Genomic DNA, 26,755 nt, shown 5'->3' with positions numbered 1-26,755 from the left:
CGGGCGTGTCGCAACGCGCATCCGGTCGTGGCGGCCGGTTAGCGTGGCTCGAACACGTGTTCGTCCGATGGAGGAGGCACCATGCGGGTGCTGGGCATCGACCCCGGTCTCACCCGGTGCGGCTGGGGTGTGGTCGAGGGGCGTCCGGGTGCCCGGCCGACGGCGCTGGGGGTGGGCGTCGTCCGGACCTCACCGGAGCTGGACCTCGAGCTCCGCCTGCTGGAGGTGCACACCGCCGTGACCGCGCTGATCCGCGCGCACCGGCCGGCCGCCGTCGCGATCGAGCGGGTCTTCTCCCAGAACAACAAGGGGACGGCGATGGGCACCGCCCAGGCCGCCGGGGTCGCCGCCCTCGCCGCCGCGCAGGCCGACCTGCCCGTCGCCTGGCACACCCCCAGCGAGGTCAAGGCCGCCATCTCCGGCAGCGGCCGGGCCGACAAGGACCAGGTCACCCTGATGGTGACCCGCGTCCTGGGCCTCGCCACCCCGCCCAAGCCCGCGGATGCCGCCGACGCCCTCGCGCTGGCCGTCTGCCACGTGTGGCGCGGCCCGGCCCAGGATCGGCTGCGGATCGCCGCACTCGCCGGCGGCATCGGTGCGCCCGTGCGGTCCACCACGCTGCCGCGCTGGACGGGCGTGTCGCGGTGATCGCCAGTATCAGCGGCCGGGTCGCCGCCGTGGCCCCCGACGGCGCCGTGGTCGAGGTCGGCGGCATCGGCCTGTCGGTGCAGTGCACCCCCGGCACCATCGCCCGACTGCAGGTGGGGGAGCAGGCGCGGCTGGCCACCAGCCTGGTGGTGCGCGAGGACTCCCTGACTCTCTACGGCTTCGCCGACGACGACGAGCGCCAGCTGTTCGAGCTGCTGCAGACCGCCAACGGCGTGGGCCCGCGGCTGGCGCAAGCGGTGCTGGCCATCCACCCGCCCCGGGAGGTCCGCCGTGCGGTGTCGATGGGCGATCTCAAGGCGCTCATGCAGGTGCCCGGGATCGGCAAGAAGGGCGCCGAGCGGTTGGTCCTGGAGCTGCGCGACCGGCTGGGCGTGACCACGAGCGACACGTCCCTGGACGGCGGGACGGCGCTGCCCGCGGGCCTCGGGCCGATCACCGCGGTCGCGCCGTGGCGCGACCAGCTCGCCGCAGCGCTGCTGCAGCTGGGCTGGAGCAACCGGGAGGCCGACCCGGTGCTCACCACCTTGGACTCGGTCGCCGAGGAGCAGCAGGCCGCCACCGGCCGCGTCGACGTCGCCGTTCTGCTCCGGCAGGCGCTGCAGCTGCTGGGCAGGCCGTGATGGGCAGCCCGTTCGACCGGCCGCTGCTGGGTGCCTTCGGCGAGAGCGACGTCCCCGCACCGGGTCCCGGCCGGGAGGACGCGGTGTCGGCTCAGGTCGGCGACGAGGAGCGGGTCGTCGAGTCGGCGCTGCGCCCGCACTCGCTGTCGGAGTTCATCGGCCAGCCCAAGGTGGCCCGCCAGCTGGATCTGGTGCTGGAGGGTGCGAAGCGGCGCGGCCGGCCGCCGGACCACGTGCTGCTGTCCGGGCCGCCCGGCCTGGGCAAGACCAGCCTGGCACTCATCATCGGCTCGGAGCTCGGTACCGGCGTCAAGATCACGTCGGGTCCGGCGATCGAGCGATCCGGCGACCTGGCGGCGATGCTGTCCAACCTCAGCCACGGCGACGTGCTCTTCATCGACGAGATCCACCGCATCGCCCGGCCGGCCGAGGAACTGCTCTACATGGCGATGGAGGACTTCCGGGTCGACGTCGTCGTCGGCAAGGGCCCCGGTGCCACGGCCATCCCGCTGGAGATCAACCCCTTCACCCTTGTCGGCGCCACCACCCGGGCCGGGCTGCTCACCGGGCCGTTGCGCGACCGGTTCGGCTTCGTCGGCCAGATGGAGTTCTACGAGCCGGCCGACCTGCAGCGGGTGCTCACCCGCAGCGCCGGCCTGCTCGGCGTGGAGCTCACCGACGACGGGTCGGCCGAGATCGCCTGCCGGTCGCGGGGCACCCCCCGGATCGCCAACCGGCTGCTGCGCCGGGTTCGCGACTACGCCGAGGTGCGGGCCGACGGCCGGGTCACCCGGGAGGTGGCCCAGGCCGCGCTGGCTCTCTACGACGTCGACGACCTGGGCCTGGACCGGCTCGACCGCGCCGTCCTCGAGGCGCTGGTCAGCCGGTTCGGCGGCGGTCCGGTCGGCGTGGCGACGCTGGCCGTGGCGGTGGGGGAGGAGTCGCACACCGTCGAGGAGGTGTGCGAGCCGTTTCTCGTGCGGGCCGGGCTGCTGGCCCGGACCCCGCGCGGGCGGGTCGCGACCGAGGCCGCCTTCCGCCACCTGGGGCACGCGGTACCGCGCGGCGGCCTCCCCCTCAGTGGGGGCACAGCCGACCCGCCGGCCCCCGGGCCTTCGTCACAGACACTGTTCGACGCCTAGACTCACCTCCGCTGGCGCGCAACTGGAGCTGCGTCCCGGGTCGCGTCACGCCCCGGGGTCGCTCCATGCGCAGGAGTGCGCCGGCGCCGATGCACCCGAGCGGCCCGACACCCGGGCCGCACCGACCGCGCGATGCTGCCGCGGTAGAGAGGCTCACCAGTCGTGGAACAGCTCTTCCCGTTCTTCCTGCTCGCCATCGCACTCGTCGTGCTCATCGTGCTGCCCGCGCGGCAGCGCAAGCGCATGCAGGCCAAGGCGGTGGCCATGCAGGAGTCCCTCACCATCGGCACGCCGGTGATGCTCACCAGTGGCATGCACGGCACCGTCGCCGCCCTCGGCGACGGCACCGTCGACATCGAGATCTCCCCGGGCGTCGTGGCCACCTTCGCCCGTCCGGCGATCATGGAGATCCGCCGTCCCGCCGGTCCGGACGTCGTCGCTCCCGACGACACCCCCGGCGCCCTGGGCGGCTCGACCGGTGCGACCGGGTACGTCGACGGCGACGGCGACCCCACCGACCGCACCCGCTGACCCGGGACATCCGTCATGGCTGCCCGTCAACTCCCCGCACGCCGGTACTTCGGCGTCTTCGCGCTGATCATCGTGGTGATGTACGCCCTGATCTTCTTCACCGGTGACCGGCGCACCCCGCAGCTGGGCCTCGACCTACAGGGCGGTACGACGGTCACGCTGACCGCGCGCACTCCCGGCGGCCAGGCCCCCGACCGCGCGGACCTCGAGCTGGCGCGCCAGATCATCGAGCAGCGGGTGAACGGCCTCGGCGTCGCCGAGGCCGAGGTGGTCACCGAGGGCGACAGCAACATCGTCATCTCCGTCCCCGGCGACAACGGGGAGCGGGCCCGCGAGCTGGGTGCCACGGCGCAACTGCGGTTCCGTCCGGTGCTGCAGGCCGCGGCCGCCGCCCCGGCCGCGACCGGATCGGCCACGCCGACCGACGGCAGCGCGACGCCGACGGACGGCGCCACCCCGACGGACGCCGCGACGCCGACGGACGCCGCGACGCCGACGGACGCCGCGACGCCGACGGATGCCGCGACGCCCACCACCGCTCCTGCCGGTGACACCGCCGCGACGGACACCACGGCGCCGGACCCGAACCGGCCGGGCGTGACCCAGGACCAGGCGACGGCCGAGTTCGCCACGCTGACGTGCAGCAGCAACGATGCGGCAGCCCCCGGTGCGGTGGACCGTTCCGCTGACTACGTGGCCGCCTGCTCCACCGACGGCACCGTCAAGTACCTGCTCGGGCCGGCCGTCATCGAGGGCACCGCTGTCACCGACGCCTCGGCCGGCACGATGGCGACCACCGGCGAGTGGGTCGTCAACCTGGACTTCAACAGCTCCGGGTCGGCCACCTGGGCCACCTACACCGCGGCCAACGTGGGCAACCAGGTCGCCATCACCCTGGACAACCGGGTGGTCTCCGCGCCGAACATCAACGGCGCCATCAACGGCGGCAGCACCCAGATCACCGGCAGCTTCGACCAGACCTCGGCCACGGACCTGGCCAACCAGCTCAAGTACGGCGCGCTCCCGCTGACCTTCAGCCAGGCCAACGCGCAGTCGGTCTCCACCGAACTGGGCAGCGAGCAGCTGCGCGCCGGACTGATCGCCGGCGGCCTGGGCATCGTGCTGGTCTTCGTGTACGCGCTGTTCTACTACCGACTGCTCGGCCTGGTGATGATCGCCAGCCTGCTGCTGTCCGCGGCGGTCGTCTACGCGACGCTGGTGCTGCTGGGCCGGGAGATCGGCTTCGCGCTGAGCCTGGCCGGCATCGCCGGGTTCATCGTGTCGATCGGCATCACCGCCGACTCCTTCGTCGTCTACTTCGAACGGCTCAAGGACGAGGTGCGGGAGGGCCGCACGCTGCGCAGCGCCACCCCGCGGGCGTGGGTGCGCGCCCGCCGGACGATCCTGTCCGCCGACGCGGTCAGCTTCCTGGCCGCCGCGATCCTCTACGTGCTGGCCATCGGCGACGTGAAGGGCTTCGCGTTCACCCTGGGCATGTCGACGGTGCTGGACCTGGTCGTCGTCTTCCTCTTCACCCACCCGCTGCTCGCCGTCCTCAGCCGGGTCAAGGGCTTCGGCAGCAATCGGTTCTCCGGCCTCGGTCAGGTCGACCACGCCGCCCGCCGCCCGACCGGCTCCCCCGCCAAGGAGCTCGTCGGCGCCGGCAGCACGAGCAGTGACAGGAGCACCCGATGACCGGCACGCCTCGCCCCCCGGTGGAGGACACCGCCGACGAGAGCGTCGTCGAGGGCACCGTCCGCGAGGACGCAGCCGCCTCGGCCGACGACACCGCGCTCGCCGATGCCGGTCTGCCGACCGAGGGGGAGCCCGCGCCCCGGCCGGCCCGGTCCTCGCTGGCCCACCGCCTCTACAACGGCGAGGCGGGCCTGGACGTCGTCGGACGGCGGACGTTCTGGTACCGGGTCACCGCCGTGGTGGTGCTGCTGTGCCTGGCCTCCATGCTGTTCCGCGGGTTCAACTTCGGCATCGACTTCGCCGGCGGCAACAGCATCCGGGTGCCGGCCTCCAGCTCTCAGCTGGCCGACATCCGCACCGCGGCCGAGGACGCCGGGGCCGAGGTGGCCAGCGCGCAGGTCGTCGGCGGCAGCTCCGTGCTGCTGCGCACCTCGGAGCTGGACAACGACAGCGAGAACGCCGTCGTCGCCGCGGTCGCCGACACCGCCGGGGTCGACCCCAGCGAGGTCAGCCCGCAGTCGGTGAGCGCCGACTGGGGCCGTGACGTCACCGACCAGGCGCTGATCGCCCTGGTCGTCTTCCTGGTCGCGGTCATGCTCTTCCTGGCCATCCGCTTCCAGCCCAAGATGGCCATCGCGGCGATCGTCGCGCTGCTGCACGACCTCCTGATCACCGCCGGCATCTACGCGCTGGTCGGCTTCGAGGTCTCGCCGTCCACGGTGATCGGCCTGCTGACCATCCTGGGCTTCTCCCTCTACGACACCGTCGTCGTCTTCGACAAGGTCGACGAGAACACCAAGGACCTGACCAAGAGTGCGCGGATGACCTATGGTGAGGCGGCGAACCTCGCGGTCAACCAGACCCTCATGCGCTCGATCAACACCTCGGTGATCGCGCTGCTCCCGGTCGCCGGGCTGCTGTTCGTCGGCGCCGGCCTGCTGGGCGTGGGAACCCTCAAGGACCTCGCGCTGGTGCTCTTCGTCGGTCTGGCCGCGGGTGCCTACAGCTCGATCTTCCTGGCGACGCCGGTGCTGGTCTCTCTCAAGGAGCGCGACCCCGAGCAGCAGGCGCTGCGCAAGCGCGTGCTGGCCCGCCGGTCGGCCGAGGCGCGCCAGGGCGTCTCCGCGCGGGCCGACGCACCCGTCGCCTCGGCCCGTCGGGCCCGCGGCGCGGGCGGGTCGACCGGCGCCACCGCCGTCGCGGTTGTCGAGCGGCCGGCGGACCTGCCGTCGCGTCCCGACGTGGACGTGCCGGTCGAGTCCCCGGATTCCGTGCGGCCCACCCGTCCGACGGCCGGCGGGACGACGTCGCCGCGCCCGGGACAGCGGCCGCAGCGGCCCGGTGGGCGTGGGCCGGGCAAGAAGCGCCGGTGACCTCCGCCGCCGCTGAACCGGGGGGCATGCCGGTCGACGAGCTGATCGCCTCGCTCACCGTCGACGTTCCGGACTTTCCCGAGGCCGGGGTCGTCTTCCGTGACCTGACCCCGGTGTTCGCCGACGGTCACGCCTTCCGCCGGGTCGTCGACGGGCTGGCCGAGCCGGCCGTCGTCGACCCGCGGGCAGCGGCGATCAGCGGCGCCGACGGTCGGTCCGGCGGGCTGGGCTTCGACGTCGTCGCCGGCGTGGAGGCGCGGGGCTTCCTGCTGGCCGCCGCCGTGGCGCTGGCCGCCGGCACCGGCGTCGTCCCGGTGCGCAAGGCCGGCAAACTGCCCCGGGAGCGGGTGTCGGCGGAGTACGCGCTGGAGTACGGCACCGCCACACTCGAGCTGCACACCGACTCGATCCGGCCGGGGCAGCGGGTGCTGCTGGTCGACGATGTGCTGGCCACCGGCGGCACGCTGCAGGCCGCCATCGCGCTCGTCGAACAGCTGGGCGGGATCGTCACCGGCCTCTCCGTGGTCGTCGAGCTGGTCGCCCTCGGCGGCCGGCAACGGATCGCGCCCCACCCGGTACACGCCCTCTGGGCCACCTGAGCGACCCACCACCCCTGGTGACCACCTGCGGCGGGCTGCGCTGAGACCCGGCTAGCATGGGGAGGGTCCCATCCTCCTCAACAGCGCAGGAGCAGCCGTGGCCTCGGACGTCGCCGTTCCGTCCACGTCGGGCGCGCCCGCCGTCGATGCGGACGCCGCCGTCGCAGCCCGGGCCGCACTGCCCGAGCGGCCCGCCGTCCGCCGTCCCGACGACGTAGCGCCCGAGCCCGTCGGCAGTGGCGACCGGGACGCCGCCCCCCGACGCCGGGTGCGCGACCGGCTGGCCCGCCGCATCGTGGCCGGGCAGCGCTCCACCGACATCCGGCCGGTGCTCGAGCCGCTGGCGGCGCTGCATCGGCAGAGTCACCCCAAGGCCGACCTGGTCCTGCTGCAACGTGCCTACGACGTCGCCGAGGCCGCGCACGCCGACCAGAAGCGCAAGAGCGGCGACCCCTACATCACCCACCCGCTGGCCGTGGCCACCGTGCTGGCCGGGCTGGGCATGGACACCACCACGCTGGTGGCGGCGCTGCTGCACGACACGGTGGAGGACACCGGCGCGACGCTGGAGTCGATCACCGCCGACTTCGGTTCCGAGGTCGCCTATCTGGTCGACGGCGTCACCAAGATCGACAAGGTCAAGTACGGCGACGCGGCCCAGGCCGAGACGATCCGCAAGATGATCGTGGCGATGGCCCGCGACCCCCGGGTGCTGGTCATCAAGCTGGCCGACCGGCTGCACAACATGCGCACGCTGCGCTTCCTCCCGCCGGAGAAGCAGGAGAAGAAGGCGCGCGAGACGCTGGAGATCCTCGCCCCGCTGGCCCACCGGCTGGGCATGAACACCATCAAATGGGAGCTTGAGGACCTCGCGTTCGCCACGCTGTACCCCAAGCGTTACGACGAGATCGTCCGGCTGGTCGCCGAGCGCGCCCCCTCGCGGGACACCTACCTGACCGAGGTCGCCTCAGCGGTCACCGAGCAGCTCAAGGCGGCCAAGATCGAAGCCGTCGTCACCGGCCGGCCCAAGCACTACTACTCGATCTACCAGAAGATGATCGTCCGCGGCCGCGACTTCACCGACATCTGGGACCTGGTCGGGATTCGCGTGCTGGTCGAGTCGGTGCGCGACGTCTACGCGGCGCTGGGCATCATGCACGCGCACTGGCAGCCGGTGCCCGGCCGCTTCAAGGACTTCGTGGCCATGCCGAAGTTCAACATGTACCAGTCGCTGCACACCACGGTGATCGGCCCGCAGGGCAAGCCCGTCGAGCTGCAGATCCGTACCCACGAGATGCACCGCACCGCCGAGTACGGCATCGCGGCGCACTGGAAGTACAAGGAGAAGGCACGCGCAGCGGGTGCTCCGCCGACGCCGTCCCCGGCCGGCGACGACATGCTGTGGCTGCGGCAGTTGCTGGACTGGCAGCGCGAGGCGCAGGAGCCCGGCGAGTTCCTGGAGACGTTGCGCTACGACCTCGGTCCGCAGGAGGTCTTCGTCTTCACGCCCAAGGGCGACGTGATCAGCCTGCCGGGAGAGTCCACCTCGGTCGACTTCGCCTACGCAGTGCACACCGAGGTCGGCCACCGCTGCATCGGCGCCCGCGTCAACGGCAGCCTGGTCTCGCTGGAGAGCAAGCTGTCCAACGGCGACGTGGTCGAGATATTCACCTCCCGCTCGCCCACGGCCGGGCCCTCCAAGGACTGGCTGTCCTTCGTCGGGTCCTCCCGGGCGCGCACCAAGATCCGGCAGTGGTTCACCAAGGAGCGCCGCGAGGACGCCGTCGAGGACGGCAAGGACGCGCTGACCAAGGCGATGCGCAAGGCCGGGCTCCCGCTGCAGCGACTGCTCGGCGGCGAGGCCCTGGCCACGCTGGCCGCCGACCTGCACTACCCGGACGTGAGCGCCCTGTACGCCGCGGTGGGCGAGCACCAGGTCTCGGCCGCCTCGCTGGTGGAGAAGCTGCTCACCGCCCTGGGCGGCGCCGAGGGTGCGGCCGAGGACATCGCCGAGACGGCGATCCCCACCAAGCGCACCGTCGTCCGCAGCGCCAGCGGCGACCCGGGCATCGTCGTGCACGGCATGACCGACGTGTGGGCCAAGCTCGCCAAGTGCTGCACCCCGGTGCCCGGCGACGACGTGCTGGGGTTCGTCACCCGGGGCGGCGGGGTCAGCGTGCACCGCACCGACTGCACCAACGCCGCGGACCTGCAGCGCACGCCCGAACGGCTGGTCGAGGTCGAGTGGGCATCGCAGCCGGGCGCGGTGTTCCTGGTGGCCATCCAGGTCGAGGCGCTGGACCGGCACCGGCTGCTGTCCGACGTCACCAAGGCGCTGGCCGACGAGCGAGTCAACATCCTGTCCGCGTCGGTGCAGACCAGCCGCGACCGGGTGGCGATCAGCCGCTTCACCTTCGAGCTCGCCGACCCAGCGCACCTGGGGGCGGTGCTGCAGACCGTGCGGAACGTGGACGGGGTGTTCGACGTCGAGCGGGTCACCGCCTAGTTCACCGGCTTCTCCTTGGCGTCCCCGGGCTGCGAGGGACCCGGGAGGAGTTCTTCTTCAGTCCACTGGCGGTGGGCCCAGCAGGAAGCCTGGGCTCTCGCAGGTCGCGCCCGGCTCCGGTGTCGAGTCGGGGTTGAAGGCCAGCAGGTAGGCGAACTGCGCCAGCTTCGGGTCGGCGGCGCTGCGCACCCTGAGCTGGTGGTCCCACGCCTGGAGCGAGATCGCCGCCCCCTGGCCCTGGTAGGGCGAGAGCATCAGGCCGGGCCGGCCGGCGACCAGTCGGTGAGCTCCCGGACGTCGGCGACCATGGCCATCGCCGGGTCGCAGGTGATCCACACGGACGCCGTGCTCCAGCGAGTGGACGGCGTTCTCCGGCCGGATGAGCGCGGCGTAGACGGTGCCGGTGCAGTCGGCCCACACCGGGTCGCGCTGCCCGCCGACCGGTGGGGTCTCGGAGTAGTCGACGGCGGTTGTGCTGTACAGCTGCCCCACCGGTCGGCCACCAGTGTGCCGGCCAGCGTCACCGGAGCCGGCGTCGCCTGCCCCTCGACCAGCGACGTGCAACCGGCGAGCGCCAGGGCGGTGGGCGCCGCGAGGGCCACCCACCGCCCCGCGCGGGGTCACTGGAGGACGGTCATCTTCGTGATCGTCACCGGCACGTTCGGCGCGCCGTCGCCGGCGCCGTTGACCCCGTTGTTGCCCGCAGCGGCAATCTCGTCCAGGACGCCCAGGCCGGCCTCGTCGACGGTCCCGACGACGGTGTACTGCGGCGGCAGGTTCGTGTCAACGAAGCAGAGGAAGAACTGGCTGCCGGTGGTGTTCGGCTGGTTGGTCTTGGCCATGGCGATGGTGCCGCGCGGGTAGGTCGTGGTGGCGCTGACCTCCTCGGCGTACTTGTAGCTCGGGCCGCCGGAGCCGGTGCCGCTCGGGTCACCGCACTGCAGCACACCGAAGGTGTCCTGGTTGACCTCGCGGTGGCAGGGGCTGCCGTCGAAGAAGCCCTGTTGGGCCAGGTAGGTGAAGCTGGCCGCCGCGCACGGGGCCTTCGCCCGGTCCAGGGTCAGGGTCAGGTCGCCCTGGCCGGTGCTCATCAGCAGCGTGCTGGTGCCCTGGGTCAGCGTCGCTGCCGGGTTCGGCGGCGTGCCGACGTCCTTGAGGTTGGTGTTGCCGGAGGTGTCCGGCTGGTAGTCGCAGGCCACGGTGCCGTCGGCGTTCGTCGCCGCGGCGGCGGCGGTGGTGGCCGCGGCGCTGTTGCTGGCCGCGGTCGAACTGCTGGCCGCGGTCGAGCCGCTGGCCGCGGCGTCGTCGTTGCCGCCGATCACGTTGGTGATGAGGAAGGCCGCACCCACGACGACCAGGACGGCGATCACCGCCACCCCGGCCAGCAGGTTGCGCCGGCGCTTGCGGGCGAGCTCCCCACGCCGTTCGAGCTGGCGCTGCAGACGTCGCTGGGCCGCCTCACGGCGCTGCTTGTTGGTCGGCACTCTTCTCGGCTCCTCGGGCATTGGCGCTCTCTCGGGGGCGGCCGCACCTCCCGGCTCTGGCCACACACCCGGCGGTCTCGAGGAGGGAGTCTAGGTGGGGCACCTGTCGGCTCCCTGGCAGCGACGCCAGCTGGTGATCGTCCCCGCGTAACCTGCACGGGTGCTCATCCGCTCGTTCCCCGCCGGCGCGTTCGGCACCAACTGCTACGCCGTCGCCTCCGGGCCGAACGCCGAGTGCGTCGTGGTCGACCCTGGCATGGACGCCGTCGAACCGCTCGCCCGGATGCTGGCCGACGCGAAGCTCAAGCCGGTCGCCGTCGTGCTCACCCACGGGCACCTCGACCACACGTTCTCCGTGCTGCCGGTCTGCGACGGCTACGACATCCCCGCCTACCTGCACCCCGCCGACGGCGGCATGCTGTCGGACCCGATGCGCTGGCACGGTCCGGCCCTCGCGCCGCTGGTCGGCCAGGTGGCGCTGCCCGACCCGGCCGACGTGCTGCCGCTGGCCGACGGGGCGACCCTCTCGCTGGCCGGCGTCGACCTGACCGTCCGGCACGCCCCAGGGCACACGGAGGGCTCGGTCGTGTTCTCCTTCGACGCCGGTGAGGCGCCCGCACTGCTGGCCGGCGACGTGCTGTTCGCCGGGTCCGTGGGCCGGGTCGACCTGCCCGGCGGGTCCTGGGAGTCGATGCTCGCCTCGCTGCGCGACGTCGTCCTGCCGATGGCCGACGAGACGGTGGTGTTGCCCGGCCACGGCGCAGCGACCACCATCGGCCGCGAGCGGGCGACCAACCCCTATCTGGCCGAGGCGGCCGCCGCGCCGAAGGGGCGCGGGCTGTGAGTGCTGACCTGCAGGCACCCAAGGGCACCTTCGACACGCTGCCGCCCGCGTCGGCGCAGTTCCTCGCCGTCCGCGACACGCTGACCGCGCCGCTGCGCCGGGCCGGGTACGGCTACGTGGAGACGCCGGTGTTCGAGGACACCGCCGTGTTCGCCCGCGGGGTGGGGGAGTCCACCGACGTCGTCTCCAAGGAGATGTACACGTTCGACGACCGTGGTGGCCGGTCGCTCACGCTGCGCCCGGAGCTCACTGCCGGGCTGATGCGGGCTTTCATCGAGCACCGCCTCTACGGTGGCGCGCTGCCGGTGAAGCTGTGGAGCGTCGGGTCGGCGTTCCGCTACGAACGTCCGCAGGCCGGCCGGTACCGGCACTTCACCCAGGTCGACTGCGAGGCCTTCGGCATCGACGACCCGGCGCTGGACGCCGAGGTGGTGGCGCTGGCGGTGCAGGGGTTCCGCGACCTCGGGCTCACCGACTTCGAGCTGCTGCTGACCTCGCTCGGCGACGCGACCTGCCGCCCGCAGTACCGGGAGCTGTTGGTCGACTTCCTGGCGAAGCTGGACCTGGACGAGGACACCCGGCGCCGGGCGGAGATCAACCCGCTGCGCGTGCTGGACGACAAGCGGCCCGAGGTGCAGGCGCAACTGGACGACGCCCCGCTGATGGTCGACCACCTCTCGGACTCCACCCAGGCCCACTACGACGCCGTGCGGGAGCACCTGAGCGACCTGGGCGTGACGTGGACCGAGGCACCCAAGCTGGTGCGCGGCCTGGACTACTACACGAAGACGACGTTCGAGGTCGTCCACTCCGGTCTCGGCGCGCAGTCCGCGATCGGTGGCGGCGGGCGCTACGACGGGCTGTCCGCGGCGCTCGGCGGCCCTGACGTGTCCGGCATCGGATACGCGGTCGGCGTGGACCGCACGCTGCTCGCCGTGCAGGCCGAGGGGCTCGATGTGGCGGCCTACGCGGGGGTGCAGGCGTTCGTCGTCCCGCTGGGTGCCGAGGCCAAGAAGCTCGCCGTCCGGCTGGTCGGGCAGCTGCGGCAGGCCGGCATTTCGGCCGACACCGTTTACGGCGACCGCGGGCTCAAAGGCGCGATGAAGGCCGCCGACCGCTCCGGCGCGACGCACGCCGTCGTCCTGGGGGACCGGGACCTCGCCGAGGGCGTGGCCCAGCTCAAGGACCTGCGCACGCAGGAGCAGACCGCCGTCCCCCTGGGCGAGCTGTTCGACCAGGTACGTGCGACGGTGACTCGGTGAAGATGACGTGCGAGCGAGCATCGCAGGGAGCGACAGCGACCGAGGAGCGGAACGAGTACGGAGTCGAACGGACGGCTGCACCGTGAGCATGAGCGATGGCGTGGACTCGAGCACCACCCTGGAGACCCGGCCGCTGGGCCGGACCGGTGCCGACGTATCGGTGGTCGGCCTGGGCACCTGGCAGCTGGGCGGCGACTGGGGCGACGTGTCCGAGGACACCGCCGGCGCCGTGCTCGACGCCGCCCTGGACGCCGGTGTCACCCTGCTGGACACCGCCGATGTCTACGGCGACGGCCGCTCCGAGGAGCGGATCCGCAAGGCGCTGGCCGCCCGCGGGGAGCGCCCCTTCGTGGCCACCAAGGCCGGCCGCCGCGCCGACCCGTTCACCGCCGAGCAGTACACCCCCGAGAACCTGCGGGCCTGGATCGACCGGTCCCGCCGCAACCTCGGCGTCGGCACCCTGGACCTGGTGCAGCTGCACTGCCCGCCGCCGGCCGTCTACTCCGACGAGCGGGTCTACGAGACCCTCGACGCGCTCGTCGAGGAGCACGCGATCGCGGCCTACGGCGTCTCGGTGGAGACCGTCGCCGAGGGCCTGACCGCGCTGCAGCACCCTGGCGTGCAGTCCATCCAGGTGATCCTCAACGTCTTCCGGCGCAAGCCGCTGGAAGAACTTCTGCCAGCCGCTCAGCGGGCCGAGGTCGGCATCCTGGCCCGGGTGCCGCTGGCCAGTGGCCTGCTGTCGGGGAAGTACTCCACCGACACCACCTTCGCCGCCGACGATCACCGCAGCTTCAACCGCAACGGCGAGGCGTTCGACGTGGGCGAGACCTTCGCCGGGGTGCCGTTCGAGGTCGGCGTCGCCGCAGCCCAGGAGGTGGCCGAGATCGCCGGCCCCGACGTGACCACGGCGGCCTTCGCGCTCCGCTGGGTGATCGACCAGCCCGGCGTCACCACGGTCATCCCCGGCGCGCGGAACGTCGAGCAGGCGCTGGGCAACGTGGCCGCCGCCAGCATCCCGTCCCTCACCGCCGGCCAGCTCGCCGACCTCGAGCGGGTGTACGACGAGCGCATCCGCGCCCACGTGCACGACCGCTGGTGACCTCCTCCGCTGCCCCTCTCCGAAAGGCACTCCCTTGCTCCGCACCCACGACGCCGGCACGCTGCGCGCGACCGACGCCGGTTCCACGGTCACCCTCGCCGGCTGGGTCGCCCGCCGGCGCGACCACGGCGGGGTCGTCTTCCTCGACCTGCGCGACGCCTCCGGCTACGCCCAGGTCGTCGTCCGGGAGGAGGAGGCGCACGCACTGCGCAACGAGTACTGCGTGCTCGTGACCGGCGAGGTGCAGCGCCGTCCGGCCGGCAACGAGAACCCGGAGCTGCCGACCGGGGAGATCGAGGTCGTGGCCTCGACGCTGCAGGTGTTGTCGGCCTCGGCGCCGCTGCCCTTCCCGATCGAGACGGCCCAGGCCGCCGGGGACGACGTCCGGTACACCTACCGCTACCTCGACCTGCGCCGCCAGGGCCCGGCGTCGGTGCTGCGGGTGCGCTCGGAGATCAACCGGGTGGCCCGCGGGGTGATGGCCCGGCACGGGTTCACCGAGGTGGAGACCCCGAACCTGACCCGCTCAACGCCCGAGGGCGCCCGGGACTTCGTCGTCCCGGTGCGTCTGCAGCCCGGGCACTGGTACGCCCTGCCGCAGTCGCCGCAGCTGTTCAAGCAGCTGCTGATGATCGGCGGGCTGGAGCGGTATTACCAGATCGCCCGCTGCTTCCGGGACGAGGACTTCCGCGCCGACCGGCAGCCGGAGTTCACCCAGCTGGACTTCGAGATGAGCTTCGTCGACCGGGATGACGTGCTCGCCGTCGCCGAGGACGTCGTCCGGGAGCTGTGGCGGGAGCTGGCCTCCTACGACGTGCCGAAGGTCCCGCGGATGACCTACCGCGAGGCGATGGACCGGTTCGGCTCTGACAAGCCCGACCTGCGGTTCGGCCTCGAGCTGACCGAGCTGACGTCCTACTTCGTCGAGACGCCTTTCCGGGTGTTCCAGTCGCCCTACGTCGGCGCGATCGTGATGCCCGACGGCGGGTCGCAGCCGCGGCGGGCCTTCGATGCCTGGCAGGACTGGGCGCGCTCGCGCGGGGCCAAGGGCCTGGCCTACGTGACCATTGCCGAAGACGGCACCCTCGGCGGCCCGGTGGCCAAGAACATCTCCGAGTCCGAGCGGGCCGGCCTGGTCGAGGCCGTCGGTGCGCAGCCGGGGGACTGCGTGTTCTTCGCCGCGGGCGCCCGCCGTCCCTCGCAGGAACTGCTGGGCGCCGCGCGCAACGAGGTGGCCAAGCGGCTGGAGTTGATCCCCGCCGGCTCCTGGTCGTTCCTGTTCGTCGTGGACTTCCCGATGTTCGAGGAGACCGAGGACGGCGACTGGACCTTCATGCACCACCCCTTCACCTCGCCGACCCCGGAGTGGCGGGAGACGTTCACCGAGGACAGGGGCGCGGCGCTGTCGGACGCCTACGACCTCGTCGTCAACGGCAACGAGCTGATGAGCGGCTCGGTCCGCATCCACGACGCGGACCTGCAGGAGCGGGTGTTCGAGACGCTGGGCATGTCGCGGGAGGAGGCCCGGGAGCGGTTCGGGTTCTTCCTGGAGGCCTTCGCCTACGGCCCGCCGCCGCACGCCGGTGCCGCGATCGGCTGGGATCGGCTCACCGCGCTGCTCGCCGGGGTGGAGTCGATCCGCGAGGTCATCGCCTTCCCCAAGACCGGGGCGGGCTACGACCCGCTGACCGGTGCGCCGACGCCGATCTCCGCGGCGCAGCGCAAGGAGGCCGGCATCGACGTCGTGCCCGAGGCCAAGCCGCTGCCCGGCGAGCCGGGGGCCCCGGGGCCGACGGATCCCATCGCCTGACCGCGCTCCCTGCAGTTGATCATCGGCGGGTGGCTGCGCCTGACGGCGTGTCGGGCCGCCAGTCGCCGATGATCAACCCTGGCCGGGGCGCCACCCTCGGCTGATCAGCGCCGCGAGCGTCCGGTCGACCACCGGCGACGGCCCACCCAGGTGGCGCCGGGCGAAGCGCAGCACCAACCAGCCGCCGGCAGCCATCAGCGAGTAGCGGTCGACGTCCCGGTCGAACTGCTCGGGGTCGGCGTGCTGCCGCCCCTCGTACTCGAGCAAGACATTCCAGCGGCTGTATCCGAGATCGCCGTGGGCCACGATCCGGCCCCGTCTGTCCGTGACGGGCACCTGGAGCTCGGGTACGGGCAGGTCGCTCGCGGTCAGCCAGTAGCGCAGGAGGCTCTCCGGGCGCGACTGCGCCAGCGGGCTCAGCAGCGGCGCGCAAGCGCGTGCACGCACCACACCGCGAACCCTGTCAGCTCGTCCCAGCCGCTCGGCAAGCCGCTCGCAGTCCAGGTGGCCGCCCCGCATCAGGGCGTCCCCGATGGCGACCAACTCCTCGGGTGGCACCGTCGACGAGACGTCCAGGAATGTCTGCGGCCCGGAGGTCACCTGCAGCCCTCGGTGGCCGACGATGTCCGCGGTAGCCAGCTGACGCTCGTGGACGACCAGCTCGCCCCGCTGGGGCAGCACCCGTCGTGGGGTCAGGACGACGTGCGCACGAGGAGGCGCGTCGACCGGCGCGCCGAGCAGCGACGCCGCAGTGGCGTGGCTGAACGCCGCATCGACAGGCAGGACGGTGGCGAGCAGTCGCAGGCGCTCGGTGGTGTCGATCGCGTCGTCCAGCCGGACGACGAGGTCGTGGGCCAGCCGGAGGAAGCCGGGCCCGCGGAGTTGACCCCGGCTCAGGCCGACCGATCGTGCAGTGGCTGTAGTGAACAGCTGGGGTGGTGCCATCTCGCCACGGTGTGGCCAGCCGGGGCCCGGGACGACGGCTCCGGCACATCTGTGGACAGGGCGGTGACTGTGGACGACGCGCCAGCCCACCCTCACCCGAGTTGATCATCGGCGGCTGGCTCCCGGACACGCCGGCGAGGGCAGCCACCCGCCGATGATCAACGCCAGAAGGGCGTCTCAGGCGGCGTTCAGCCGGCTCAGCTGGTCTGGCGTGAGCTGCAGGTCGGCCCCGCGCGCGGAGTCCTCGATCGACTGCGGCCGCGAGGCTCCCGGGATGGGCAGGACGACGTCGGCCTGGGCCAGGTGCCAGGCGACCGTCACCCGGTACACCGACACCCCCAGCTCCGCGGCCACGGCGGCGAACCCGGCAGCGGTGGCGTCCAGCGACTTGGCGGCCGGGATGCCGCCGAACGGGCTCCACGGCAGGAACGCCAGCCCGTGCTGCGCACAGTGCGCCAACTCCCCGGCCGAGGACCGGAAGCTGGGCGAGAACTCGTTCTGCACGCTCACCAGCGCGTCGCCCACGATGGCCCGGGCCGCGTCGATTTGGCCGACGTCGGCGTTGGAGATGCCGGCCATCCGGATGAGGCCGGCGTCGACCAGCGACCGCAGCGCGCCCATCGACTCGTCCCACGGCGTCGCCGGGTCGGGGCGGTGGAACTGGTAGAGCCCGATCGCCTGTACCCCGAGCCGGCGCAGCGACCCCTCGCAGGCCCGGCGCAGGTAGTCCGCCGTCCCGTCGAGGCCCCAGTCCTTCCCGGAGCGGGTGTGCCCGCCCTTGGTGGCCACCAGCACGCCGGAGGTGTTCCCGCCGTAGGACGCCAGCGCCCGGGCGACGATCGACTCGTTGTGCCCGAACTCGACCTCCGAGTGGGCGTAGGCGTCGGCGGTGTCGATCAGGGTGACCCCGGCGTCCAGCGCGGCGTGCACGACGGCGACCGCGTCGTCGGGGGAGGGTCGGTCCTCCTTCGACGACAGCGGCATGGCGCCGAGCCCGACCGCGCCCACCTCGATCCGGCCGACGGTGTCGTTGCCGATGGTGCGCTGCTGCACGGGGTACCTCCGGGTGGTCGGACGATGACGGGACCGTCGTGCCCCGCGGGTAGCGTCGCAACCGTGACGGCGGAAGGGACCACCCTGTTCGACGGGTCCCCGGAGGGCGACCCGGCGGCGCCGTCGGTCGACCCGGGCGCGCCGCTGGCGGTACGCATGCGCCCCCGGTCCCTCGACGAGGTCGTCGGCCAGCAGCACCTGCTCGGTCCCCGCGCCCCGCTGCGCCGGCTGGTCGAGGCCGACGAGCCGATGTCGCTGGTGCTCTACGGCCCGCCCGGCACCGGGAAGACGACCCTCGCCCACGTCATCTCGCTGGCCACCAAGCGGTCCTTCGTGCAGCTCTCCGCGCTCGATGCCGGGGTCAAGGAGGTGCGCGCGGTCATCGCCACCGCCAAGCGCGAGCTCACCTCCGCCGGCCGCCGCACCGTGCTGTTCATCGACGAGGTGCACCGGTTCTCCAAGACCCAGCAGGACTCGCTGCTGTCCGCGGTCGAGGACCGGATCGTCAGCCTCATCGCCGCCACCACCGAGAACCCGTTCTTCTCCGTCGTCAGCCCGCTGCTGTCGCGGAGCCTGGTACTGGCGCTGCAACCACTGAGCGACGACGACGTGCGGGCGGTGCTGCGCCGCGCACTGACCAGCGACCGGGGCCTGGACGGCGCCGTGACGCTCACCGGAGAGGCCGAGGAGCACCTGCTCCGGGTGGCCGGCGGCGACGCCCGTAAGGCCTTGACCGCGCTCGAGTCCGGCGCCGGGGCCGCCCGGGCTGCGGGGAGCACGGTGCTGGACCTGGCCACCCTGGAGACGGCGGTGGCCCAGGCCGCGGTCCGCTACGACCGGCAGGGCGACCAGCACTACGACGTGGCCAGCGCGCTGATCAAGTCCATCCGCGGCAGCGACGTCGACGCGGCGCTGCACTACCTGGCCCGGATGGTGGAGGCGGGGGAGGATGCCCGGTTCATCGCCCGCCGGCTGGTCATCTCGGCCAGCGAGGACATCGGCATGGCCGACCCGACGGCGCTGCTCACCGCGGTCGCCGCCGCCGACGCCGTCGCCTTCATCGGCATGCCCGAGGGCCGCATTCCGCTGGCCCAGGCCGTCGTCCACCTGGCCACGGCGCCGAAGTCGAACGCCGCCTACACCGGCATCAACGAGGCGATCGCCGACGTGCACGCCGGTCTGGCCGGCCCCGTTCCGCCGGGGCTGCGCGACGCCCACTACGCCGGGTCCAAGAAGCTGGGCCACGGCACCACGTATGCCTATCCGCACGACCATCCGGACGGGGTGCTGCCCCAGCAGTACCCCCCGGACGCCCTCGTCGGCCGGGACTACTACCGGCCCACCAACCGCGGCGTCGAGGGCCAGCTCGCCGCGCGGCTGGTCAAGCTGCGGGCGATCGTGCGCCGCCGTCGCTGACCCGGGGGCAGCGCGGCGGGCATCGCGGACGACGACCGTCGGCCCCCGCCGCTAGTGTTGCCTCACCGGCGGGGCCCCTGCCGGAGCAGTCGAACGCCGCAAGTCGAAGCAGAGGAGCACACGCGTGTCCGCAGGAGAGTGGGCCGGGCTGATCGCAGCCATCGCCTTGGCGGTACTGGTGGTGCTGCTCGCCGTTCCGCTGCTCAAGCTGGGGCGCACCCTCGACGAGACGACCCTGACCGTCCGTCAGGTGCGTGAGCAGACCCAGCCGATCCTGTCCCAGGCGTCTACAACGGTCACCCACGTGAACTCCAACCTGGAGCGCGTCGACGACATCACCGGCAACGCCGCCAACGTCTCCAGCAACGTCGCCGCGCTGACCTCCGTGGTCGCCGCCACCGTGGGCAGCCCGCTGATCAAGGTCGCCGCCTTCAGCTACGGCGTGCGCAGCGCCGCGAAGAAGAAGCGGGAGGGTCAGGCCGTGGCCGACGCCAACGCCAACGCCAACGCCGATCGCCGGGCCCGTCGCGAGAACCGGCGGGCCCGCTGATGCGCCGCCTGTTCTGGCTGGCCATGGGCATCACCATCGGGGTGCTCGTCGTCCGCAAGCTGAGCCGTGCCGTCGAGAAGCTCACCCCGCAGGGGATCGCCGGCCAGCTGGCCGACGGCCTGCGCGACCTGGCCGACGCGATCGGCGACTTCGGAGCCGACGTCCGCGCTGCCGCGTCCGCGCGGGAGGGCGAGCTGCGCGCCGGCACCGGCCTGGATGCCCCCCTGCCCACCCGCTCGGAGGCAGCCGCCCTGCCCGGCCGCCGCGGTGCCCACGCAGCGGACAGCTGAGCCCGACCACCCACCCCGCGCCGCGGGCAGGACCCGACACCCGCCAGCCTGCCGCAGCGCCCGCCTGAGTCGAGACCGAGCCTGATGCAGACCGCTGAGATCCGCCGCCGTTTCCTGGACCACTTCGAGTCCCGTGGCCACACCGTCGTCCCCAGCGCCTCGCTGGTGTCCCCGGACCCGTCGCTGCTGTTCACCGTCGCCGGGATGGTGCCGTTCATCCCGTACCTGACCGGTCGGGAGCCCGCCCCCTACCCGCGGGCCACCAGCGTGCAGAAGTGTGTGCGCACCCTCGACATCGAGGAGGTGGGCAAGACGACCCGGCACGGCACGTTCTTCCAGATGAACGGCAACTTCTCCTTCGGCGACTACTTCAAAGCCGAGGCCGTCCAGTACGCCTGGGAGCTGATCACCAACCCGGTCGCCGACGGTGGGCTGGGCTTCGACCCCGACCGGATCTGGGTCACCGTCTACCTCGATGACGAGGAGGCCGCCGACGCCTGGCACCGGATCGCCGGGCTGCCGAAGGAGCGCATCCAGCGGCTGGGCAAGGGCTCGAACTATTGGGACACCGGCGCGCCCGGCCCGGCCGGCCCGTGCTCGGAGATCTTCTTCGACCGGGGCCGGGAGTTCGGCCCGGACGGCGGCCCGGCCGTCGACGAGGGGGGCGACCGGTTCCTGGAGATCTGGAACCTGGTCTTCATGCAGTACGAGCGGGGCCCGGGGGAGGGCAAGGACTACCCGATCCTCGGCGACCTGCCGAAGAAGAACATCGACACCGGCATGGGCCTGGAGCGGGTGGCCTACCTGCTGCAGGGCGTCGACAACCTGTACGAGATCGATCAGGTCGCCCCGGTGCTGCACCGCGCGGCGGAGCTGGCCGGCATCCGCTACGGCGCCGACCACGAGGCCGACGTCCGGCTGCGGGTGGTCGCCGACCACGTGCGCAGCGGCCTGATGCTGATCGGCGACGAGGTCACCCCGGGCAACGAGGGCGCCGGTTACGTGCTGCGCCGGCTGCTGCGCCGCGCCGTGCGGTCGATGAAGCTCCTGGGCGTGGAGGACGCCAGCCTCCCCGAGCTGTTGCCGGTCTCCCGGGACGCGATGAGCGGCAGTTATCCGGAGCTGGCCACCGACTTCGCCCGGATTTCCGGGATCGCCTACGCCGAGGAGGAGGCGTTCCGGCGCACCCTCACCGCCGGGACGGCGCTGTTCGACACCGCGGTGGCGCAGGCGGAGTCCGCGGTCGGCGCGGTGGCGGCCAGCGAACCCGGCGCCGCCCCGGCGCTGTCGGGTGCGCAGGCCTTCTCGCTGCACGACACCTACGGCTTCCCGATCGACGTCACCCTCGAGATGGCCGCCGAGCAGGGCGTCAGCGTCGACGAGGCGGGCTTCCGCGCGCTGATGACCGAGCAGCGGGAACGGGCCCGGGCCGACGCCCGCGCCAAGCGCACCGGCTCGGTCGACGTGCTGGCCTATCGCCGGCTGCTGTCGGAGTTCGGGCCGACCGACTGGCGGGCCTACGACACCCTGCGCACCGACTCCCGGGTCCTCGGCGTCGTCGACGAGGGCGAGGACGGGGACGGCGAGCCGGTGGTCGGCCCGGGGGAGATCACCCGGCTGGTGCTGGACCGCACGCCGTTCTACGCCGAGTCCGGCGGTCAGGTCGCCGACGCCGGCGAGCTGACCTGGGACGGCGGCCGCGCCGAGGTTCTCGACGTGCAGCGCCCGGTCAAGGGCCTGGTCGCCCACCAGGTGCGGGTGCTGGAAGGAGAGCTGCGGGCCGGCACCGAACTGGTCGCCCAGGTCGACCACGAGTGGCGGCTGTCCGCCTGCCAGGCGCACTCGGGCACGCACGTCGTGCACGCCGCACTGCGCCAGGTCCTCGGCCCGCAGGCGCTGCAGTCCGGCTCCTACAACCGGCCCGGGTACCTGCGGCTGGACTTCGCCTGGCAGGGGGCGCTGTCGCAGCAGCAGCGCACCGACATCGAGGACGTCGCCAACGCCGCAGTCCGCGCCGACCACGGGGTGCGGGCGCTGACCATGACGCTGCCCGAGGCCCGCGAGTTCGGCGCCATCGCGCTGTTCGGCGAGACCTACGGCGAGCAGGTCCGCGTCGTCGAGATCGGCGGCGAGTGGTCGCGCGAGCTCTGCGGTGGCACCCACGTGCGCGGCAGCGCGCAGATCGGCACCCTGGCGCTGACCGCGGAGAGCTCGGTCGGTTCCGGCTCGCGCCGGGTCGAGGCCGCCGTCGGCCTGGAGGGTTTCCGCTACCTGGCGCGCGAGCGCGACCTGGTCCGCCAGCTCGCCGACCTGCTCAAGACCCCGCAGGACGGGATCGTCGAGCGGGTCGCCGGCATCCTCGGCCGGCTGCGCGACGCCGATCGTGAGCTGGCCGACCTGCGCGGCCAGCAGACCCTGGCCGCGGCCGGGGACCTGGCCGGCGCGGCCCGCGACGTCGGCGGCATCGCGCTGGTCACCGGGTCGCCGGACGGGCTGACCGGCGGCGACCTGCGCGGTCTCGCCCTCGACGTCCGGGGGCGGCTCGGCGAGCGCCCGGCCGCGGTCGTGTTGGCGTCGGCGGCCGAGGGCAAGGTGGCGCTGGTCGCCACGGTCAACCCCGCGGCCCAGCAGGCCGGGCTGTCGGCCAACGACCTGCTGCGTGCCGCGGCGGTCCCGGTGGGCGGTCGCGGTGGCGGCAAGCCCGACGTAGCACAGGGCGGTGGCACGGATTCCGAGGGGATCCCCGCGGCGTTGGCGGCCGCCGAGCAGGCCGTCGTCGCGGCGAGGACGTGACCGAGCGTGCGAGGTCACGCATGGACGGCGCACCCCGGTCCGACGAGCGTCAGCGACGAGAGGCCGTGACCTGGCTGTGAGCGAGCGGCTCGGCGGGGCGGACGCCGGCGGGGGCAAGCACCACACCGAGCGGGTGCCCGTCCCGCTGCCGGCACCGTCCGCGCCGGCGCGGGACGAGGCCGGCCGGCTGGACCTCAGCGGTCATCCGCCGGTGGTGCCGGGCGGCCCCACCCGGGCAGCAGGGCCCATCGCTGGGGGTGCACAATACGCCGGCCCGGGGCACGATGGTCCCGGCGAAGGTCCCCGCCGGGGACGCTGGCTGGGGATCGACGTGGGCACGGTGCGCGTCGGCGTCGCCATGTCCGACCCCACGGGCATGCTCGCCAGCCCGCTGGAGACCCTTCGCCGGGCCAAGGACGAGAGCGATCTCGACCGGCTGGCTGAGCTGGTTGTGACACATGATGTGGTCGGGGTTGTTGTGGGGTTGCCAAGGCACCTGTCCGGTGCGTCGGGCGCGTCGGCACAAGATGCCAGCACCTACGCTTTGTCACTGACCAGCCGCATCGGGGACGTCCCGGTGCACCTCGTCGACGAAAGGCTCTCCACCGTGACCGCAGCCAGTCACCTGCGCGCAGGCGGCATTCCCAGTCGTCGGCAGCGGTCGGTGATCGACCAGGCGGCTGCCGTGGTCATCCTGCAGACGCACCTCGACACAGTTCGCGCCTCCGGTGGGCGCCACTTGTGAGCCGCCCCATCGAGCCGCGCTCCGGCCGGCACGCCAGCCCCGAGTCCGGCACGGGCGCGGGCCGGTCGGCCGCCGAGCTGCTGGCCGCGTGGGCCGGCGCCGGCACGACCGTGGTCGCCGAGCCGCGCGCCGGCCAGCGCCCCGACGAGGGGCTGAAGGGCGGCACCCTCCGCGGCCGGCGCTCCGCCCTGGAGACCGACGCCGGCGTCCCGGCCGTTCCGGCCCGGCGCTCCGTCGCCCCCGCACCCCGCACCGCCGCCATGCCGGCGATCTTCCCGCGCGTGCCTTCCGGCCGGCCCCTCCTCGATGAGCCGGCTGCCGCGCCGGCGCACCTCGACGGGCACGCCGACGCCGAGACCCAGCCCGGCCGCTCCTCCGGCGCCTCCCGCCCCCGGCTGGGTGGACGCCGCGCCGCAGACCGTGCGTCGGCCGGCCGGGACGATGACCTGCGCGAGGCCGAGCTGCCCTCCGGCGACCTCCTCGTCGGTCACCGGAACGACGAGCTGGCGGCCGCCCACGGGCTGGTCACCGCGGTGTACTCCCGGCACCACCTGCCGGCCGACGAGCCCGACGGGCATCCGGTCCACGACGACGAGCACGCTGCCGACCTGCACGACGACGGCCACCCTGTCTTCGACGAGACCGGGGGGCTCGAGGTCATCGCCGCCGACGACTACCTCGACGACGACCACTTCGACGACCACCACGACGGCGGGTCCGGCGGCGGCCGGGGCCGCGGTGGTGGTGGCCGTGGGGGCCGCGACGGCCGGGGACGCAAGCGGAGCCGTCCGGTGGCCGCGGTGCTGTCGCTGCTGGTGCTGGCCGCGGTCGTGGCCGGGGTCGTCTTCGGCGGCCAGGCGCTGCTGCGGGCGATCAACCCCGCCGCCGAGGACTACAGCGGCGCAGGCTCGGGCAGCGTGGACATCCTGATCAGCGACGGCGACAGCCTGCGCGCCATTGCCGGCACCCTGGTCGAGGCCGATGTCATCGCCTCCAGCGAGCCGTTCCTCGACGCCGCCAAGGCCCACCCGCAGGCGACGGGCATCCAGCCGGGCGTCTACCGGATGGCCGAGCAGATGTCCGGCGCCTCGGCGCTCGACCTGCTGTTGGACCCCGCCACCCGCCAGCTGTCCCGGGTGACCGTGCCCGAGGGGCTGACGGTCGCCCAGACGCTCCAGCGGCTGGCCGACACCACCGGCATCCCGCTGCCCGAACTTCAGGCGGCCGCCATGGACACCGCCGACCTGGGCCTGCCCCCCTACGCCAACGGCTTGATCGAGGGCTTCCTGTTCCCAGCCACCTACGACGTCGAGCCCGGCACCGCGGCGATCGACGTCCTCAAGCCGATGGTCGCACGCGCCGTCCAGGCGCTGGACGAGCTGCAGATCCCGGTCGATCAGCGGCTGACCGTGCTCACCAAGGCCAGCATCGTGCAGGCCGAGTCCGGGTCGGTCGAGGACATGGGCAAGGTCGCCCGGGTGCTGGAGAACCGGCTGGCAGACGGCATGCGGCTGCAGCTGGACACCACGGTGAACTACGCCAACGGCAAGGCCGGGGTCACCACCAGCATCGAGGACCGGGCCAATCCCTCGCCGTACAACACCTACGCCAACGACGGACTGCCGCCGGGTGCGATCAGCAGCCCGGGGGAGCAGGCGCTGGAGGCGGTGCTCTCGCCGACCCCGGGCGACTGGTTGTTCTTCGTCGTCGTCGACCCGGACACGGGCGACACCCGGTTCTCGGTGACCGCCGACGAGCACGCCCAGAACGTGGCGCTCTTCCAGCAGTGGTTGCGCGACCACCCCAACGGATGAGGGCCGCGGTCCTCGGCCGCCCGGTCAGCCACTCCCTGTCGCCGCTGATGCACCGGGCGGCCTACGCCGCGCTGGGTCTGCAGGACTGGACCTATGACGCGCTCGACGTCGGGCCTGCGGACCTGCCGGACCTCCTGGCCGGGCTCGGCCCGGAGTGGCGCGGCTTCTCGGTGACGATGCCGTGCAAGCAGGCTGCGGTCCGGGTCGCCGACGAGGTCGACCCGCTGCCGCTCCTGCTGGGCGCGGCCAACACACTGGTACGCACGTCGACCGGCTGGCGGGCGGAGAACACCGACGTCACCGGCGTGGGCATGGCGCTGCAGCTGGGGGGCGTCGAGCGGGTCGAGTACGCCGCCGTCCTGGGCGCCGGTGGCACGGCGGCCGCCGCGGTCGCCGCGCTGGCGTCGCTGGGTGCTCGGCACGTCGACGTGCACGTCCGCGAACCGGCCCGCGCCGCGGACCTGATGCGGGTGCTGGACGTCCTGGACGTGCCGGCGACCGTCCGTCGACTCGACGACGCCGGCCCCGTGGACGCGCCGGTGGTCGTCAGCACCGTCCCGGTCCAGGGACAGCCGGCCGTGGCCGCGCTGGACTGGCGGCCCGGGCAGACCGTGCTCGACGTCCTCTACGCCGGATGGCCCACCCCGCTGGCGCAGCAGGTGGAGGCCGCGGGCGGGACGGCGATCAGCGGCCTCGAGGTGCTGTTCTGGCAGGCGACGCTCCAGGTAGAGCTGATCACCGGGCACCCCGCGCCGATCGCGGCGATGCGGGCCGCCCTCGACGGCTGACCCGGCCGCGACGTGCCCGGGAGCTGGCTGGGCTGGGTGCTGCCGGCCGCACTGGCGGGTCTGCTGCTCGGCCCCTGGCTGGCGGCCACGACCGTCCGGCTGGCGACCCGACAGCCCGCCGCCCGACCCTCGGCAGCCCGGGCGGTCCTCACCTCCCTCGCCTCGGCCGCGGCGCTGGGTGCCGGTCCGGCGCTCGCCGGACCCCGACCGGCCGCCATCGCCCTGGCCTGGTTCGGCGGTGCGGCGGTGGTCCTGACCGGCGTCGACGGAGCGGTGCATCGGCTGCCCGACCGGGTCACCTACCCGGCGGTCGCCGTCTGCGCCGCCGTGCTGCTTGTCGACGCCGTAGTCACCGACTCGGGGCCGGCCCTGCTGCGGGCCGTCGTCGCCGCCCTGGTCGCCCTCGCCGCCGCCGCGGGCGCCCGGCTGGGAAGCCCGGGCGGCTTCGGCCTCGGGGACGTGAAACTGCTCGGCCTGCTCGGCCTGGTCCTGGGCTGGGCCGGGTGGGGCGTGCTTATGGCCGGGGTCTTCGTCGGCTTCCTGCTCGGCGCCCTCGGCTCGGTGCTGCTGATGACGGTCGGCCGGGCCGGCTGGCGGACCGCCGTCCCGTTCGGACCCCCGCTACTGGCCGGGGCGTACGTCGCGCTCGCGTTGGCCGGGCCGCTCCCGGGTGCCTGACCGAGCGGCCCGGTTCCCGGGGCCCGCCCCGAACTTGCGAGGGGTG

At 73.3% G+C, this 26,755-nt stretch carries 24 protein-coding genes; 20 read left to right on the top strand and 4 right to left on the bottom strand.

Translation table 11 applies throughout. From position 1 onward, the window contains the following. Window positions 1–81 precede the first annotated feature (81 nt). The 8 genes from ruvC to BLW04_RS03010 all read left to right on the top strand — a co-directional run bounded on the left by ruvC (window position 82) and on the right by BLW04_RS03010 (window position 9,135). Window positions 82–648: a crossover junction endodeoxyribonuclease RuvC gene (ruvC, locus tag BLW04_RS03045; RefSeq protein WP_091537194.1), complete on the top strand. Its 567-nt coding sequence runs from the start codon at window positions 82–84 to the stop codon at window positions 646–648. Continuing rightward, a complete protein-coding gene (gene ruvA, locus BLW04_RS03040; RefSeq protein WP_091537191.1) occupies window positions 645–1,289 on the top strand; it encodes a Holliday junction branch migration protein RuvA in 645 nt (214 codons plus the stop codon). The genes ruvC and ruvA overlap by 4 nt, the downstream gene beginning before the upstream one ends. Continuing rightward, entirely contained in the window at window positions 1,289–2,431 is a 1,143-nt protein-coding gene (gene ruvB, locus BLW04_RS03035; RefSeq protein ID WP_254780996.1) for a Holliday junction branch migration DNA helicase RuvB, read from the top strand. The genes ruvA and ruvB overlap by 1 nt, the downstream gene beginning before the upstream one ends. Before the next feature lie 162 nt (window positions 2,432–2,593). Continuing rightward, entirely contained in the window at window positions 2,594–2,962 is a 369-nt protein-coding gene (yajC, locus tag BLW04_RS03030; protein WP_091537189.1) for a preprotein translocase subunit YajC, read from the top strand. 15 nt (window positions 2,963–2,977) lie between these two features. Continuing rightward, the gene (gene secD, locus BLW04_RS03025) at window positions 2,978–4,657 is read left to right on the top strand and encodes a protein translocase subunit SecD (protein WP_091537186.1); all 1,680 of its coding nucleotides are present in this window, start codon (window positions 2,978–2,980) and stop codon (window positions 4,655–4,657) included. Continuing rightward, window positions 4,654–6,030 carry a protein translocase subunit SecF gene (secF, locus tag BLW04_RS03020; RefSeq protein WP_091537184.1) on the top strand — a complete coding sequence of 459 codons (1,377 nt, stop codon included), beginning with the start codon at window positions 4,654–4,656 and terminating at the stop codon, window positions 6,028–6,030. Before secD ends, secF begins: the two co-directional genes overlap by 4 nt. A 26-nt stretch (window positions 6,031–6,056) precedes the next feature. Continuing rightward, window positions 6,057–6,629: an adenine phosphoribosyltransferase gene (locus BLW04_RS03015; RefSeq protein WP_091537350.1), complete on the top strand. Its 573-nt coding sequence runs from the start codon at window positions 6,057–6,059 to the stop codon at window positions 6,627–6,629. Window positions 6,630–6,726: 97 nt separating this feature from the next. Continuing rightward, window positions 6,727–9,135, top strand: a complete 2,409-nt coding sequence (locus BLW04_RS03010) for a RelA/SpoT family protein (RefSeq protein ID WP_091537181.1) — start codon at window positions 6,727–6,729, stop codon at window positions 9,133–9,135. Window positions 9,136–9,192: 57 nt separating this feature from the next. On the opposite strand, the gene BLW04_RS03005 is transcribed toward BLW04_RS03010, so the two are convergent. Both BLW04_RS03005 and BLW04_RS03000 read right to left on the bottom strand, forming a co-directional pair. Beyond that, complete coding sequence (locus BLW04_RS03005; RefSeq protein ID WP_175483876.1) at window positions 9,193–9,627, bottom strand: DUF3105 domain-containing protein; 435 nt, start codon at window positions 9,625–9,627, stop codon at window positions 9,193–9,195. Window positions 9,628–9,755: 128 nt separating this feature from the next. Then, complete coding sequence (locus tag BLW04_RS03000; protein ID WP_091537177.1) at window positions 9,756–10,619, bottom strand: peptidylprolyl isomerase; 864 nt, start codon at window positions 10,617–10,619, stop codon at window positions 9,756–9,758. Window positions 10,620–10,779: 160 nt separating this feature from the next. Between BLW04_RS03000 and BLW04_RS02995 the strand changes: the two genes are divergently transcribed. From BLW04_RS02995 to aspS, 4 genes are all read left to right on the top strand, one after another. Continuing rightward, window positions 10,780–11,463 (top strand): MBL fold metallo-hydrolase, encoded by a 684-nt coding sequence (locus BLW04_RS02995; RefSeq protein WP_091537174.1) that lies wholly within the window; start codon window positions 10,780–10,782, stop codon window positions 11,461–11,463. Beyond that, window positions 11,460–12,725 (top strand): histidine--tRNA ligase, encoded by a 1,266-nt coding sequence (hisS, locus tag BLW04_RS02990; protein WP_091537171.1) that lies wholly within the window; start codon window positions 11,460–11,462, stop codon window positions 12,723–12,725. Before BLW04_RS02995 ends, hisS begins: the two co-directional genes overlap by 4 nt. 88 nt (window positions 12,726–12,813) lie before the next feature. Then, on the top strand, window positions 12,814–13,827 hold the full coding sequence (locus BLW04_RS02985) for an aldo/keto reductase (protein WP_091537168.1): 1,014 nt from the start codon (window positions 12,814–12,816) through the stop codon (window positions 13,825–13,827). A 34-nt stretch (window positions 13,828–13,861) separates the two neighbouring features. Next, the gene (gene aspS / locus BLW04_RS02980) at window positions 13,862–15,637 is read left to right on the top strand and encodes an aspartate--tRNA ligase (protein ID WP_091537166.1); all 1,776 of its coding nucleotides are present in this window, start codon (window positions 13,862–13,864) and stop codon (window positions 15,635–15,637) included. Between the two features lie 72 nt (window positions 15,638–15,709). Here the strand turns inward: aspS and BLW04_RS02975 are convergent, their stop codons facing one another. After that, window positions 15,710–16,582: a hypothetical protein gene (locus BLW04_RS02975; protein ID WP_091537163.1), complete on the bottom strand. Its 873-nt coding sequence runs from the start codon at window positions 16,580–16,582 to the stop codon at window positions 15,710–15,712. Between the two features lie 177 nt (window positions 16,583–16,759). Continuing rightward, window positions 16,760–17,635 carry an aldo/keto reductase gene (locus tag BLW04_RS02970; protein ID WP_091537160.1) on the bottom strand — a complete coding sequence of 292 codons (876 nt, stop codon included), beginning with the start codon at window positions 17,633–17,635 and terminating at the stop codon, window positions 16,760–16,762. Window positions 17,636–17,698: 63 nt separating this feature from the next. Between BLW04_RS02970 and BLW04_RS02965 the strand changes: the two genes are divergently transcribed. From BLW04_RS02965 to BLW04_RS02930, 8 genes are all read left to right on the top strand, one after another. Next, window positions 17,699–19,051, top strand: a complete 1,353-nt coding sequence (locus BLW04_RS02965) for a replication-associated recombination protein A (protein WP_254780995.1) — start codon at window positions 17,699–17,701, stop codon at window positions 19,049–19,051. 124 nt (window positions 19,052–19,175) lie between these two features. Then, on the top strand, window positions 19,176–19,601 hold the full coding sequence (locus BLW04_RS02960) for a DUF948 domain-containing protein (protein WP_091537157.1): 426 nt from the start codon (window positions 19,176–19,178) through the stop codon (window positions 19,599–19,601). After that, window positions 19,601–19,891, top strand: a complete 291-nt coding sequence (locus BLW04_RS02955) for a hypothetical protein (protein ID WP_091537154.1) — start codon at window positions 19,601–19,603, stop codon at window positions 19,889–19,891. Before BLW04_RS02960 ends, BLW04_RS02955 begins: the two co-directional genes overlap by 1 nt. 84 nt (window positions 19,892–19,975) lie before the next feature. After that, entirely contained in the window at window positions 19,976–22,684 is a 2,709-nt protein-coding gene (gene alaS / locus BLW04_RS02950) for an alanine--tRNA ligase (protein ID WP_091537150.1), read from the top strand. 331 nt (window positions 22,685–23,015) lie between these two features. Continuing rightward, window positions 23,016–23,429 carry a Holliday junction resolvase RuvX gene (gene ruvX, locus BLW04_RS02945; protein ID WP_254780994.1) on the top strand — a complete coding sequence of 138 codons (414 nt, stop codon included), beginning with the start codon at window positions 23,016–23,018 and terminating at the stop codon, window positions 23,427–23,429. Continuing rightward, a complete protein-coding gene (mltG, locus tag BLW04_RS02940) occupies window positions 23,426–25,243 on the top strand; it encodes an endolytic transglycosylase MltG (protein WP_175483875.1) in 1,818 nt (605 codons plus the stop codon). Before ruvX ends, mltG begins: the two co-directional genes overlap by 4 nt. Beyond that, a complete protein-coding gene (locus BLW04_RS02935) occupies window positions 25,240–26,031 on the top strand; it encodes a shikimate dehydrogenase (RefSeq protein WP_091537148.1) in 792 nt (263 codons plus the stop codon). The genes mltG and BLW04_RS02935 overlap by 4 nt, the downstream gene beginning before the upstream one ends. Window positions 26,032–26,043: 12 nt before the next feature. Then, window positions 26,044–26,709 (top strand): prepilin peptidase, encoded by a 666-nt coding sequence (locus BLW04_RS02930; protein WP_254780992.1) that lies wholly within the window; start codon window positions 26,044–26,046, stop codon window positions 26,707–26,709. Window positions 26,710–26,755: the final 46 nt, after the last annotated feature.

It is taken from the genome of Modestobacter sp. DSM 44400 (genome assembly GCF_900107175.1).
Taxonomy (GTDB): Bacteria; Actinomycetota; Actinomycetes; order Mycobacteriales; family Geodermatophilaceae; genus Modestobacter.
This window is presented reverse-complemented; position numbering and strand designations above follow the sequence as displayed.

What these genes read in the sequence shown, in the direction of transcription:
- ruvC (WP_091537194.1), top strand. Translation starts at nt 82, where the DNA reads ATGCGGGTGCTGGGCATCGACCCCGGTCTCACCCGGTGCGGCTGGGGT.
- ruvB (WP_254780996.1), top strand. Translation starts at nt 1,289, where the DNA reads ATGGGCAGCCCGTTCGACCGGCCGCTGCTGGGTGCCTTCGGCGAGAGC.
- secD (WP_091537186.1), top strand. Translation starts at nt 2,978, where the DNA reads ATGGCTGCCCGTCAACTCCCCGCACGCCGGTACTTCGGCGTCTTCGCG.
- secF (WP_091537184.1), top strand. Translation starts at nt 4,654, where the DNA reads ATGACCGGCACGCCTCGCCCCCCGGTGGAGGACACCGCCGACGAGAGC.
- BLW04_RS03015 (WP_091537350.1), top strand. Translation starts at nt 6,057, where the DNA reads ATGCCGGTCGACGAGCTGATCGCCTCGCTCACCGTCGACGTTCCGGAC.
- BLW04_RS02985 (WP_091537168.1), top strand. Translation starts at nt 12,814, where the DNA reads ATGAGCGATGGCGTGGACTCGAGCACCACCCTGGAGACCCGGCCGCTG.
- BLW04_RS02975 (WP_091537163.1), bottom strand. Translation starts at nt 16,582, where the DNA reads ATGGCACCACCCCAGCTGTTCACTACAGCCACTGCACGATCGGTCGGC.
- BLW04_RS02955 (WP_091537154.1), top strand. Translation starts at nt 19,601, where the DNA reads ATGCGCCGCCTGTTCTGGCTGGCCATGGGCATCACCATCGGGGTGCTC.
- alaS (WP_091537150.1), top strand. Translation starts at nt 19,976, where the DNA reads ATGCAGACCGCTGAGATCCGCCGCCGTTTCCTGGACCACTTCGAGTCC.
- BLW04_RS02935 (WP_091537148.1), top strand. Translation starts at nt 25,240, where the DNA reads ATGAGGGCCGCGGTCCTCGGCCGCCCGGTCAGCCACTCCCTGTCGCCG.